The sequence below is a fragment of the Gordonia sp. YC-XJ4 genome (assembly GCF_059511865.1).
The window spans coordinates 3,955,634-3,967,913 of the sequence record NZ_CM183447.1 but is presented as its reverse complement, the minus strand read 5'-3'; the positions used below and the strand labels follow the sequence as shown (position 1 = coordinate 3,967,913).

The following is a 12,280-nucleotide window of genomic DNA, read 5'->3' as shown; positions in this document are numbered from 1 at the left end:
TGTCGGGCGGCTAGCGGCGGTCATTCGCCTGTGAAAGTATTGCGGCCAACTGTGCAGAGCACCTACTTGGGGGACGTGTGACGACGGCGGACGACGGACTCGGGTTCGATTTCCACGAGCTGATGGCCAGCGCACAAGAGCAACTCACCGCGATTCGGGAGGTGCAGCGGCGCCGGGCCCAGCTGATGGCACATGCCACCGTCGCCGACCGGACGGTCACGGTGCACGTCAACGCCCAAGGCGTGGTGATCAAGACCGAGATCGACCCCGATTTCCTCGACGATCACGATCTCGAGGATCTGTCGGGGTTTGTCACCCAGGCGGCCCAACAGGCCGCCGCGAAGGTCGCCCGTGAAGGTGAAGCCCTGATGGAATCGGTGCGACGAGCGGGCGCGGCACTTCCGTCGCTGTCCGAAGTCATCGACGGCGCACCCGATTTGCGTGATTTCGCGATCACTCCCGAACAGATCTCGACGGCGCCACCGGGCTCGGCCGAGCGGTCGACGGCCCGACATCCGGGCGCCGGTCGCTGGACGTGACCCGACGACGAACACCCCATCCGCCCGCGGCCGGCGCACAGTGATGTCCACCGGCATCGACACCCCGAAGGAACGACCATGGCTGACCTAGGAGTCACACCCGCGGCATTGCGTGCCGCCGCTGCGCATCTCGCCGCCACGAGCAGTAATCTCGGCGAGGTGTTGTCGAGTCTCGAGTCCAGTCTGGCCGGCGAAGGCGCGCCGTGGGGCGACGATGAACCCGGCACCCAGTTCGCCACCGGCGGTGCGGGCGGCGGCTATCTGGGGCAGAAGCAGGGTGTGTCCGAAGCGATCTCGGCGAAGGTCGATCTGCTCACCACCTACTCCGAGGGATTGCGGAACACCGCTGACAACCTCGAGGGCGGCGACACGGCCGGGACGTGAACCTCAGCGCTGACCACCGCCGCGAGACCGGGACCGCCCTACCGGTGAGCGCACCGTGACCATCGGGATTCCCGGATGGTTGCAATGGGTGTCGTATCTGGCCGGTGAGAAGTGGCCCCAGGGCGACGAGGACGCCATGTGGCGTATCGCCGACACCTGGCGCACCCACGCCGACCAATTGCGGGATCTGATTCCCGATCTCGACTCCGTCACCCAGGAGACGCTGTCGGTCATCGAGGGCGCCTCTGCGCAGGCGATCGCAGACGAGTTCACGAAGATGTTCTCCGGCGACTACGCCGTGGACAAACTGGCCGAGGGTATGGACGGTTTGGGAGATCTGGCCTCGGCCACGGGAACCCAGATTCAATACACCAAGCTCAACATCCTGGCCTCCCTGGGCATTGCGGCCATCCAGATTGCCATCGCGCTCGCCAACGCCTGGGAGACGTTCGGCGGGTCGCTGGCCGGGATCCCGATCATCGAGGCCATCACCCGCGCTGCGATCGCCGTCATGGAGCGCACGCTCCTCAAAGAGATCGTGGAGAAGATCGGCGAGACCGTTGCGGCGACCACGATCAAGAAGCTGATCGAAACCACCGTCGGGCGTATCGCATTCGAGACCCTCAAGTGGACCGCCCTCGGGGCGGCACAAGAACTCGGTATCCAGGGCTATCAGATCTCGCAGGGCCACCGGTCGGGAATCGACGTGCGACAACTCGGCTCGGTGGTCGAGTCCTACGCACTCGGCGGTGCGATCGGTGGCGCCTCGAGTGTGGGGATGAGCAAGTTCGCCGACCGGGCGTTCGGGCAGGTCACCGAGAGCACCTCGAAGGGTGCCATCCTCGCTCGCGGCGGGGTGATCGGTTACGTCAGTGGTGCAGCGGGCAACAGTGGCGCGATGCTGTTGACCGGTGGTCATTTCAATGCCGCAGGCTTTTTCGGGTCGTCGCTGATGGGGGCGCTGCCCGGGAAATCCGAGGGTGCCGGACTCGCCGCGGATGGTGCCGGGCGCGAGACGATCACCGGTACGGTCGGCGGTTCTCCGACGCCCGGCGCCGTAGACGGCCTGGGTGAGCACGGAACTGCCGGACACCCCGACGGCGCGATCACCGACGCCACCACCACCGAGGCGACTGCGGGGCCGGGTGCCCCGGTGCTCGCCGACACCTCGCATCCCGGCGGAGGCGACACTTCTGCAGGATCGACGGCGCCGCAGGCAAACACACATGTCGACGGATCCTCCTCACCCGCCGACGGAGTTGCCGGCTCAGCCGATCTTTCTCACGATGGCGCGGGAAGTGTTGGGCTGCAACCGGAGCCGAGTGTCGCGGCCGATACCGGGGGAGTGCCCGTCGGCGGCGCGCATCCAGAGTCGGTGTCACCCTCGACGGCTGCCGATGCGCCCGCGACGACCGCGGCCACCGCAGCGGGACCCTCGGCAGCGGCCTCGGCGCCGGGTAGTCCCGTTGCCGCAGCGGGACATTCGGCGGCACCGACGGCGGGCACGGGTTCGTCGACGGGCGCCGCAACCGCGGCCGCGGCCGGTGGCAGGCCGACGGTGTCGGCGATCGCCGAGCACCCCGCCGCGTCGGGTGCGTCGGTGACCGCGCGACCCGAAGGCGCTGGCACGCCAAGGACATTGACCGCGGCGACCGCGGTGCGCGCAGAAGCCGCGGCACCGGCCGGGGGAGCCGAGCGCATCGGCGCGGAGCGCGGTGTCACCGCGCGGGCTTCGGTGGCAACCGCGGACGCGACCCGGTCGGCTGGGCCCGACGGGGTATCGCGGCCTGCCGCCGACGCCGGATCGTCGGGTCGTTCCACCGGCGGCAGCGAGGGCGAGTCCGGTGAGCGTGGCGGACCGCCGCCGGCCCAGCGTCCCATGACCGACGCCTCCCGATCCGGGGATTCGGCGCGCACGGCTGAACCCGCGCGCGCAACGGATTCGAGCCCTGCCGGTCGAGAGGGCGGGTCCACCCGCCCGACAGACGGGGATGCTCACACGCGAGAGTCCGCAACGCATCAGCACGGTGGCGGGGACGAGCCGCGGCGGTTCACCGCACACGACGGCGGCGACGAGCAGACGGGCGGGCGTCATGGTCGCGAGCCCGCAGACCCCGAGGTCTCCCACGTACCGGATTCGGCAGCCGACGTTGCCTCGGCGGAAGCCGCGCGAGTGGTGACCGCACGGTTCGGCGATCTGCCGGTCCGGATGGAAATCGTTGCCGTTGACGGACTTCCGCATGACGCCGCGCACCTACCGCATCTGATCGACCGTGACGGGGCCGGTCACATCTCGTCGGAGCCTCCGGCGGAGAGCTCGCGCCCGGTGCGTACCGAGGGTGACGGCGACGGGGACGTGGTGCCCGATCGTGACCCCGACGATGCGGCACAGCCGCCCACGTCGCACGACGGCGGCCGCACAGAGAAGACCGAAGAACTCGCCACCGCGCGCAGGGTGGCTGATGACACGGCTACCCAGCGGATGGAACGGGAGTCGCGCGAGGCCCCTGCGCGGGTGCTGAAGAGCTTCGATGATGCGGCGCAGAAGGTGATGTCGTCGATGACGACGCGCGCGGAGGGGCTGCAGGCCGGCGTCGGCGGTGACGTGCACCCGGCGCCGGACGCGGTCACGATGCTGGCGGTGTCGGGGTCGTTGTTGGGTGCGGTGTCGGTGAAGGCGGCCTTTCACGGCGCGGCGCGGCTGACCGATGCGGTGCGAGCACGTCTGGGAGGCGCACGCACCGAACATCCTGCTGTCGCTCACGATCCCGAACCGAATGCACCCGAGGGCATTCGGCCCGAGGGGATTGACGATGCCGCGGAGGTCGGCGTCATCGACGCCGCTTCCGGGGTGCCGGACCGGGTGGCGCTGTCATCGTCGATGACGCGGGAAGAAGCCGACCGTGCTCTCGGGGTTCTGGACCAATCCAATGTGTCCGGTCAGCAATGCGGCGACCAGGCGATCGCGGTGCGTGATGGGTTGTTGTCGGGCGAGGCGGTGGCACCGGAAAACCGAGGCAGTGACTTCGCGGGGCTCAGTACCTCCGAGTTGGCAGATCGGTTGGGGGTGGACGGATTCGACCGCGCATCGGTCGATTCGGTCGCCGGTTCGCTACACGGCTTGGGCGAGCACGCATCGGCCACAGTGGTGGGGCGCACGGAGGCCGGTGGCGATCTGCATGCGGTGACCGTGGCACGTCTCGACGGCGAGCACGTGGTCTTGGACCCCTCGGCGCCCGCCGGTGAGCGGGTGATGAGCTTGGCCGACGGACTGGGTCATTTCACGGAATTCGGCGCCGCCTACCATGACGGTCGTGGACCCGTCGGAACCGAAGACGCGCGACTGACGCATCCGAGAGCCGAGTTGGGCGGCCGCAAGGTATTCGGCGATCACGAGTTGGTCGGGACCCGGCGCGAGGGGCCGCGGCAGGGCGAATTCCGGGACGAGCGCACTGAACACGACGAGCGCACTGAACACGACGAGCGCAATGAACAGGACGACGGCGAGCGGAGTGGGACTCGCCGGGCCGGAGACGACGGCGGCGGGTCGGGCACGAGGCGAGCACCAGCGGATGATGCCGACGCCGACCTCAACGGTCATGCAGGTCGTTCTCGCGAGCGCGATGACGCGGGCGTGCCACTCTCGTCGGGAAGGCTCGCGCGTGATGGCGAGTCGGACGTACCGACGGAGCGCGTCGACGGAGATCGACCTGCCGAGAATGCGCGGGCGGGAGGTGTAGACGGTCCGCACCGCGATACCGGTCAGCCTCGCGACGGCGAGCACGACCCGGTCCCGGACCAACCGGACCCGACCGATGCTCCGGGCAGGGGAAAAACAGATCCCAGGGAGCCGATCAATGGCCTGGAGCACTCGGGTAAGTCGGTTGTCGACAAAGTTGCCGATCGTCGGTACCTGGAGAAGTACTACCATCGGACCCACCACGACGGGAGACCGCGGTGGGATCGAAACATCAAGGGGGCGTTGGACGCTGACGGTGATCGTATTCCGCTGCTTGATGAGCACGATGAGATCACGACCGAGAAGATGGTCAAGGTCGAGGAAGCCGCGTACGGGGCCTACGACGAGAAAGTGACCTATGGGGCTCACCGGGTGGCGGAAGAATTGCGCCGCTTGCGGGATTGGGCGCGCGCTCAGCTGAAGCACGTTCTGAACAAGCTGGACGCGACAGATGCTGAGCGAAAGAGTGCTTTCCGGATCATGACAGACGCCGGCGAACTAGCGGGTCTGCATGCGGCGGCGGAGGCGATCCCAAATCGATACCGCGCCAGTCAGTTCGAGGTCGAGACCTTGCTGCCTCTCGGTTCCCGGGGTGCCGGAGGTGTCGATGGAGTGTTCAGGGTTACTCCGCGGGAAGGCGTGAAGAACGAGGAAGGAATCACCGGCCCGATCCTGGTCGTGGTGGAGGCAAAGGGGCCGCATGCGGAGTTGGGGAGTAGGCGCGGGCCAGACAAACGTGACTATCAGCAGGGGCGAAGGGAGTATCTGCAATCAGTGGCTTCCGCTATGCGTGGAAGTCCAGACGTGGTTACTCAACGACTTGGCCGCCAAATTCGAAAGGCTCTGTCTAGTGGCGCGTTACGCTACGAGTTGGTGCGGGCAACCGTTGACAGAGAAGGATCGTATTCGGGGTACAGGCACCGTGAATTCGATATCCGAAGAAATCTGCCTAAGAAGATTGTCGAATCGAGCGAAGGAAATTCTGCCTGATGGTGAATATCGTGGATGCTGAGCGGTGGCACGAGTGGGGCCCCGAAGATTATGTGGAGCGGCGCTGGAATGAGGCGCGAGAGGATGTTGAGGACCTGTTGGGTCTTGAGCTTCCGTGGAATAGTGATCGTATTCATGATCTTCAGGTCGAGTTGATCGATTTGTGTGTGTGGTCGTTGGTGGGTTCGGGTGGTGTGGTGGGTGAGGAGGTGTGGTCTGCGTTGGATGCGGCGTGTGAGGTGTGTCGGGTGCAGTTTGTGCGGGCGTCGTTGCCGAAGGGTGAGCATCGGTTGTCGTTTGAGGTGTTGGGGCGGTCGTTGGAGACGGGGTCGTCGGGTCCGAATCCGTACACGATGGCGCCGGATTGGTTGGCGGCGTTGTGGTTGGGGTTGGTGGCTCGGGATCGGGGGTTGTTGGATGTGTTGCGGGATTTTGAGGTGGAGTGGATGCGGGCGTCGGTGGAGGAGGGGGTGTGGTTTGACCCGTATCAGGAGCAGTGGGCGCGGGCGTGGCAGATGTTGTTGCGGGGTGAGCGGGGTGAGCCGGTGGCGCAGCAGGTGGTGGAGGTGATGCGGTTGACGGATCCGGAGTTGGCGCCGGTGGCGGGTGCGGAGAGTGTGTTGCAGACGGAGTTTCCGTCGGTGCGGTTGTTGTGGGATGTGGTGTCGGGGAGTCGTAGTGAGTTTCCGGTGGATGTGCGGGTGGCGTTGGAGGCGAATAAGGAGTATTACACGCGGCCGGTAGAGAATCGGGTGCGTATGCGTGAGGGGTTTGTGCCGTGGCAGATTTTGGGACCGGTGTGTGCGGCGGTCGATTCGGGGTTTGAGGTGGGGGTGCAGTCGCAGTATTTACCGGATGCGTTGGTGTTTGATCGTCGCGATCGATTGCGGTCGGGAGATTCTGGCTGATGGTGGATGTTGAGCGGTGGCATGAGTGGGAGCCTGCGGATTATGTGCAGTGGCGTATTGATGATTCTCGGTACGGGGTAGAGCGTTCGTTGGGGTCGGATCGGCCTTGGAATAGTCTGCGAATCGATGGGTTGCGGACTGACTTGATTGAGTTGTGTGTGTGGTCGTTGGTGGGTTCGGGTGGTGTGGTGGGTGAGGAGGTGTGGTCGTTGTTGGATGCGGCGTGTGAGGTGTGTCGGGTGCAGTTTGTGCGGGCGTCGTTGCCGAAGGGTGAGCATCGGTTGTCGTTTGAGGTGTTGGGGAGGTCGTTGGAGACGGGGTCGTCGGGTCCGAATCCGCGGACGATGGCGCCGGATTGGTTGGCTGGGTTGTGGTTGGGGTTGGTGGCTCGGGATCGGGGGTTGTTGGATGCGTTGCGGGATTTCAAACCGGAGTGGCGGGAGGCGTCGAGGGAGGAGGGGGTGTGGTTTGACCCGTATCAGGAGCAGTGGGCGCGGGCGTGGCAGATGTTGTTGCGGGGTGAGCGGGGTGAGCCGGTGGCGCAGCAGGTGGTGGAGGTGATGCGGTTGACGGATCCGGAGTTGGCGCCGTTGGCGGGGGCGGAGAGTGTGTTGCAGCGGGTGTTTCCGTCGGTGCGGTTGTTGTGGGATGTGGTGTCGGGGAGTCGTAGTGAGTTTCCGGTGGATGTGCGGGTGGCGTTGGAGGGCAATAAGGAGTTCTTTACTCGGCCGGTGGAGAATCGGGTGCGTGAAGAAGAGGGGTTTGTGCCGTGGCGGATTTTGGGGCCGGTGTGTGCGGCGGTGGATTCGGGGTTTGAGGTGGGGGTGCAGTCGCAGTATTTACCGGATGCGTTGGTGTTTGATCGTCGCGATCGATTGCGGTAGGGGAATTCTGGCTGATGGTGGATATCGTGGATGTTGAGCGTTGGCACGAGTGGGGCCCCGAAGATTATGTGGAGCGGCGCTGGAATGAGGCGCGAGAGGATGTTGAGGACCTGTTGGGTCTTGAGCTTCCGTGGAATAGTGATCGTATTCATGATCTTCAGGTCGAGTTGATCGATTTGTGTGTGTGGTCGTTGGTGGGTTCGGGTGGTGTGGTGGGTGAGGAGGTGTGGTCGTTGTTGGATGCGGCGTGTGAGGTGTGTCGGGTGCAGTTTGTGCGGGCGTCGTTGCCGAAGGGTGAGCATCGGTTGTCGTTTGAGGTGTTGGGGCGGTCGTTGGAGACGGGGTCGTCGGGTCCGAATCCGTACACGATGGCGCCGGATTGGTTGGCGGCGTTGTGGTTGGGGTTGGTGGCTCGGGATCGGGGGTTGTTGGATGTGTTGCGGGATTTTGAGGTGGAGTGGATGCGGGCGTCGGTGGAGGAGGGGGTGTGGTTTGACCCGTATCAGGAGCAGTGGGCGCGGGCGTGGCAGATGTTGTTGCGGGGTGAGCGGGGTGAGCCGGTGGCGCAGCAGGTGGTGGAGGTGATGCGGTTGACGGATCCGGAGTTGGCGCCGGTGGCGGGTGCGGAGAGTGTGTTGCAGACGGAGTTTCCGTCGGTGCGGTTGTTGTGGGATGTGGTGTCGGGGAGTCGTAGTGAGTTTCCGGTGGATGTGCGGGTGGCTTTGGAGGCGAATAAGGAGTATTACACGCGGCCGGTAGAGAATCGGGTGCGTATGCGTGAGGGGTTTGTGCCGTGGCAGATTTTGGGACCGGTGTGTGCGGCGGTCGATTCGGGGTTTGAGGTGGGGGTGCAGTCGCAGTATTTACCGGATGCGTTGGTGTTTGATCGTCGCGATCGATTGCGGTCGGGAGATTCTGGCTGATGGTGGATGTTGAGCGGTGGCATGAGTGGGAGCCTGCGGATTATGTGCAGTGGCGTATTGATGATTCTCGGTACGGGGTAGAGCGTTCGTTGGGGTCGGATCGGCCTTGGAATAGTCTGCGAATCGATGGGTTGCGGACTGACTTGATTGAGTTGTGTGTGTGGTCGTTGGTGGGTTCGGGTGGTGTGGTGGGTGAGGAGGTGTGGTCGTTGTTGGATGCGGCGTGTGAGGTGTGTCGGGTGCAGTTTGTGCGGGCGTCGTTGCCGAAGGGTGAGCATCGGTTGTCGTTTGAGGTGTTGGGGAGGTCGTTGGAGACGGGGTCGTCGGGTCCGAATCCGCGGACGATGGCGCCGGATTGGTTGGCTGGGTTGTGGTTGGGGTTGGTGGCTCGGGATCGGGGGTTGTTGGATGCGTTGCGGGATTTCAAACCGGAGTGGCGGGAGGCGTCGAGGGAGGAGGGGGTGTGGTTTGACCCGTATCAGGAGCAGTGGGCGCGGGCGTGGCAGATGTTGTTGCGGGGTGAGCGGGGTGAGCCGGTGGCGCAGCAGGTGGTGGAGGTGATGCGGTTGACGGATCCGGAGTTGGCGCCGTTGGCGGGGGCGGAGAGTGTGTTGCAGCGGGTGTTTCCGTCGGTGCGGTTGTTGTGGGATGTGGTGTCGGGGAGTCGTAGTGAGTTTCCGGTGGATGTGCGGGTGGCGTTGGAGGGCAATAAGGAGTTCTTTACTCGGCCGGTGGAGAATCGGGTGCGTGCGGAGGAGGGGTTTGTGCCGTGGCGGATTTTGGGGCCGGTGTGTGCGGCGGTGGATTCGGGGTTTGAGGTGGGGGTGCAGTCGCAGTATCTGCCGGGCGCGTTGGTGTTTGATCGTCGGAATCGGTTGCGGTAGGGGCACGCACCGCCATATCGGACATCCGGATGACCACGGGTCACACGGGAGTGTCCGGTCGGTTAGATTGGAGCGCTGTGACGGGGATAGGGGAGCTTCGGCAGACGGTGATGGTCGCGGCCGCGCCGCGGACCATACGGGTGTCGGTGTTCGGCGGACGTACCCAACTCGATATCGAATTGCCGATAGATGTTCCCGTCGTGAACCTCGTCCCCGAACTCGCCGAGCTGATCGCCTCGCGGGATGTCAGGCGTGAGGACGAACCCAACGGGATTCCCAACAAACGGGACCGGTGGGTGCTGACCCGGCTCGCGAACGGTCGTGAGGTGCGAGGAGACCAGACCCTGGCCATGGCAGGGTCGCAGGACGGCGACCAGTTCAGTCTGAGTGCCGAACGAGCGCTGACCCCGCCCGAACTGTTCGATGACGTCGTCGATGCGGTGGCCCGACTCAATCGGGAGGGATACCCGGCGTGGAGTTCCCGCGCAGCCCGCGTGATGGCATTTGTCGGGTTGGCAATGGCCGTTGCGGTGTGTGACCTGCTCCTGCTCGGCGACTTCGGCTTGTCCCAGCGCACCGCGCTCGCCTATCAGACTGTCGGCGTGATCGTAGCCCTCGTCATCGGCGCCGTCGTCGCGCGCCGTTACTACGCCGAGCCGCCGATCGCCGCAGCACTGGGATGGGCGGCCCTGCCACTGGTATTCGGGGTGGCATCGGTGGGCGGCGCACACCTGCCCGTCGGTGTGAACGCCTGGGCGCCGGCCATCGTGTGCGGCGTCATGATTCTCGCCGCGATCGGTGGGCAGGTCATCGTCCGCGCCGGACACGTCGGATTCGTCGGCGTGGCGGTCGGGTTCACTCTGTGCGCGGTCGTGGCCGTGGCGCACGCGGCTTTCCACTGGACCGACCAACTGTCGGGTACCGTCCTGGCCACTTGTGGTCTGTTTGTCGCGGTGGGAGCCGACCCACTCATCATGAACCGTCGCCGGCTCCGTCCACTCACCAATCAGCGCGAATCCTCCCGCGACGCGCAGGCAGGCACCACCGAGCTGTTCACCAACCCGTTCGACCGTGCCGAGCGCCGCGAGCAGCAGCGCCGGACGGCGGCCGGTGCCCGCGCACAGGTCCCTTCTGCCCAGGCCGTGGCCGAATCCGTGGAGCGTGCCCGCGCCACGCGGTCAGCGGTCTATCTGGCAGCCGCGGCAACCGTGATCGCCGGCACGGCGATCGCAGCCCTCGGTACCGATCCCACACCGTGGGCGGTCATCGCGTTCAACGCCGTCGTCGCGGCCGCGATGATGCTGCGCAGCGCACGCAAGCTGCCGTTCGTGCCGTCGGCGTCATTGCTGTTCGGTGGTGTCGCGATTCTGGTGATCACCGCCCTGGCACTCCGGACGGCGCCGTCGGCGATGTATGCGGTCGCCGCTCTCGCCCTCCTCGCACTGGTGGTCGTCGGAGTGGGCATCGCGGTGTTCGCCGCCGACCGTAGGTCGCCACGGTGGGCGCGATTCGGCGACCACCTGGATTACCTCGCCCTCGCTGCGGTCCTCCCCGTGCTGGCGTGGACAGCAGGCCTGTACGCCCAGGTCGTGGGGGGATGACGCTCCCGATCAGGGTGCGACGCACGATTGTCGTCATCGCCCATCTGGCCACGGTGCTGGTATTGGTACTCGTCGGCACAGGGCCCGCCGCAGCCCTGACCCCACCGCGGATCGCTGCGGGCGGTGCACCGAGCGGTCCGGTGGGGCCCACCGACAAGACCAAACAGCAACAGCAGTGCGCCACACCGGTACTCGCCGCCGGCACCGATCTGTCCCAGGTCGACCCGACAGGCTTCGCCGTGAACTATCGCGCTGCCTGGACATACAGCACGGGGGCCGGGCAAACGGTCGCGGTCATCGACACCGGTGTGCATCCGCAACCCCGGCTCCGCAAGGTGATCGGTGGTGGCGATTACGTCGGCAGCGGAGACGGGCTCACCGACTGCGACTCACACGGCACGCTGGTCGCTGGGCTCATCGCGGCGCGTCCCTCGACCGCCGACAGCTTCAGTGGCATCGCCCCCGACGCGACGATCCTGTCGATCCGGCAGAACAGCGACTCCTACCAGGTCGACGGCAACAACGGCGACGACAGCGATGCCGTCTCCTCCGGATACGGCAACACCACCACGCTGGCATATGCGATCACCCGTGCGGTGTCCCTGGGCGCCACAGTCATCAACATCTCTGCCGCAGCCTGCGGCACAACGGGATCCCCGGTCGATGACGACCTGCTCGGCCGCGCCGTGCGCGCCGCTTACCAACGCAACGTGGTGGTGGTGGCAGCCGCAGGCAACGCCGACAAGGATCGCTGCCCGCAGAATCCCGGCGTCGACCCGAACGTACCCCGCTCCACCGAATGGTCGAGGATGACCACCTACGCCAGTCCCGCGTGGTTCTCCGACTATGTGCTGTCGGTGGGAAATGTGACCGCCGACGACGAGCCGGCGTCGACCTCACTGACCGGTCCGTGGGTCTCGGTCGCCGCCCCCGGCGAAAACGTCGTCTCATTGAGCAGCACCGGCTCCGGGCTGGTCAACCGGCAGGTCATCAAGGGTGCCCAATCATCGTTCAACGGAACGAGCTTCGCCGCCGCAGTGGTGTCCGGGGTGGTCGCCCTCGTCCGCGCCGAGCACCCCACCATGTCTGCCGGTGAGGTGATCGAACTGATCAAGCGCACCGCCCACACAGGTGGACGGGGGCCCGACATGGCGACCGGGTACGGTCTGGTGGACCCGATCGCCGCCGTCGACCCCGACCAGCCTCACGCGTCGAACACCTTGCTGCAGAAGCAGATCGCCGGGCCGGTCCCGCCCGACCGGGCCGCCACCCGGACACGCGACATCGCGCTCGTCGTCGGCGGGATCAGTGTCTTCCTCATCGCCGCCGCCTGGGCGTTGTTCACACCGCTGCGGCGCATGCGTGACGAGAAGACCGCCTACCGCGACATCGACGAGCACTGACCGTACGCATCCCACCGCGCACCGA

General features: G+C 65.9%; 9 protein-coding genes. All 9 read left to right on the top strand.

Translation table 11 applies throughout. From position 1 onward, the window contains the following. The first annotated feature begins 77 nt into the window (after window positions 1-77). The 9 genes from AC5ZH6_RS17775 to mycP all read left to right on the top strand — a co-directional run bounded on the left by AC5ZH6_RS17775 (window position 78) and on the right by mycP (window position 12,255). Window positions 78-539, top strand: a complete 462-nt coding sequence (locus AC5ZH6_RS17775; RefSeq protein WP_006372845.1) for a YbaB/EbfC family nucleoid-associated protein — start codon at window positions 78-80, stop codon at window positions 537-539. A 78-nt stretch (window positions 540-617) separates the two neighbouring features. Continuing rightward, on the top strand, window positions 618-923 hold the full coding sequence (locus AC5ZH6_RS17770; protein ID WP_020674394.1) for a hypothetical protein: 306 nt from the start codon (window positions 618-620) through the stop codon (window positions 921-923). A 55-nt stretch (window positions 924-978) separates the two neighbouring features. Next, the gene (locus AC5ZH6_RS17765) at window positions 979-5,652 is read left to right on the top strand and encodes a WXG100-like domain-containing protein (protein WP_020170626.1); all 4,674 of its coding nucleotides are present in this window, start codon (window positions 979-981) and stop codon (window positions 5,650-5,652) included. 167 nt (window positions 5,653-5,819) lie between these two features. Beyond that, the gene (locus AC5ZH6_RS17760; protein WP_337999390.1) at window positions 5,820-6,560 is read left to right on the top strand and encodes an immunity 49 family protein; all 741 of its coding nucleotides are present in this window, start codon (window positions 5,820-5,822) and stop codon (window positions 6,558-6,560) included. 158 nt (window positions 6,561-6,718) lie between these two features. Beyond that, window positions 6,719-7,444, top strand: a complete 726-nt coding sequence (locus AC5ZH6_RS17755) for an immunity 49 family protein (protein ID WP_370530143.1) — start codon at window positions 6,719-6,721, stop codon at window positions 7,442-7,444. Between the two features lie 182 nt (window positions 7,445-7,626). Further along, on the top strand, window positions 7,627-8,367 hold the full coding sequence (locus AC5ZH6_RS17750; RefSeq protein WP_496167593.1) for an immunity 49 family protein: 741 nt from the start codon (window positions 7,627-7,629) through the stop codon (window positions 8,365-8,367). Between the two features lie 158 nt (window positions 8,368-8,525). Beyond that, window positions 8,526-9,251: an immunity 49 family protein gene (locus AC5ZH6_RS17745; RefSeq protein ID WP_353954492.1), complete on the top strand. Its 726-nt coding sequence runs from the start codon at window positions 8,526-8,528 to the stop codon at window positions 9,249-9,251. 77 nt (window positions 9,252-9,328) lie between these two features. Beyond that, window positions 9,329-10,852 (top strand): type VII secretion integral membrane protein EccD, encoded by a 1,524-nt coding sequence (gene eccD / locus AC5ZH6_RS17740; protein ID WP_231386638.1) that lies wholly within the window; start codon window positions 9,329-9,331, stop codon window positions 10,850-10,852. After that, window positions 10,849-12,255, top strand: a complete 1,407-nt coding sequence (gene mycP / locus AC5ZH6_RS17735; RefSeq protein ID WP_020170634.1) for a type VII secretion-associated serine protease mycosin — start codon at window positions 10,849-10,851, stop codon at window positions 12,253-12,255. The genes eccD and mycP overlap by 4 nt, the downstream gene beginning before the upstream one ends. Window positions 12,256-12,280: the final 25 nt, after the last annotated feature.

Excerpts from the sequence above, each read along its gene's own strand:
- mycP (WP_020170634.1), top strand. The coding sequence starts at position 10,849 with ATGACGCTCCCGATCAGGGTGCGACGCACGATTGTCGTCATCGCCCAT.
- AC5ZH6_RS17770 (WP_020674394.1), top strand. The coding sequence starts at position 618 with ATGGCTGACCTAGGAGTCACACCCGCGGCATTGCGTGCCGCCGCTGCG.